Origin of the sequence: Myroides sp. LoEW2-1, from assembly GCF_009767705.1 — a bacterium.
In the GTDB taxonomy this organism is placed as follows: Bacteria; Bacteroidota; Bacteroidia; order Flavobacteriales; family Flavobacteriaceae; genus Flavobacterium; species Flavobacterium album_A.
This window is the reverse complement of the sequence record NZ_WSPP01000051.1, coordinates 1-865: the sequence shown is the minus strand read 5'-3', so window position 1 is coordinate 865 and position 865 is coordinate 1. Positions and strand designations below refer to the sequence as shown.

Annotated in this window: 1 protein-coding gene; it reads left to right on the top strand. The window is 31.3% G+C overall.

From position 1 onward, the window contains the following. A partial coding sequence (locus GOQ24_RS03935; RefSeq protein WP_208103208.1) for a transposase occupies positions 1–837 on the top strand: 837 nt, incomplete at its 5' end. Positions 838–865: the final 28 nt, after the last annotated feature.

The following is an 865-nucleotide window of genomic DNA, read 5'->3' as shown; positions in this document are numbered from 1 at the left end:
ATGAAAGAAGATCACATGAAAAACGGGCAACTTAAACCTGCCTACAATACTCAAATAAGTACTGAAAATCAATTTATTACACATTATACTATTGCACAAAAATCAACTGACACCACTACCTTAATCAATCATCTAGAGACTTTTGAACAAACCTATGCACAACAAAGTAAAGAAGTTGTAGCAGATGCTGGGTATGGTAGCGAAGAGAATTATCTGTATTTACTTGAAAGAGAAATAACGCCCTATGTGAAATTTAATTATTTTCATATGGAACAGAAAAGAGCTTGGAAGAACAACCCTTTTCTACAACACAATCTTTACTACAATAAATTGTTTGATTACATCTTATGTCCAAATGGAGAAAAGCTACCTAATATTGGAAGTAGTACTAAATACACCACCACTGGTTTTGCGTCAAAAATACATCTGTATCAAGCTTCTAACTGCTTGAAATGCTCGTTAAAAGAGCTATGTAATAAAGCAGCAGAAAACAGAACAGTCTCTATGAATCATAGATTGGTTCAAATAAAACAACATATTAGAGAATTACTCAACTCTGAACGCGGTAAATATCATAGAAGTAAAAGACCTGTAGAAGTAGAAGCTGTTTTTGGACAACTAAAAAGCAACAACAAATTTACTAGGTTTACTCTAAGAGGATTAGAAATGGTCGAAATTGAATTTGGACTGATGGCTCTTGCACATAATTTAAGAAAACTTACTAAGAATAGAGAAAAATCGACTTTAAACAACAATTTTCATCCTAAAAAAGAGACTGATAAACGAAAAATGACAAATTATAAGTCTAAAACTCGTTTTAATTGCAAGAACTTTTAATCTAAGAGAAAAGTAACGTTTTATATAA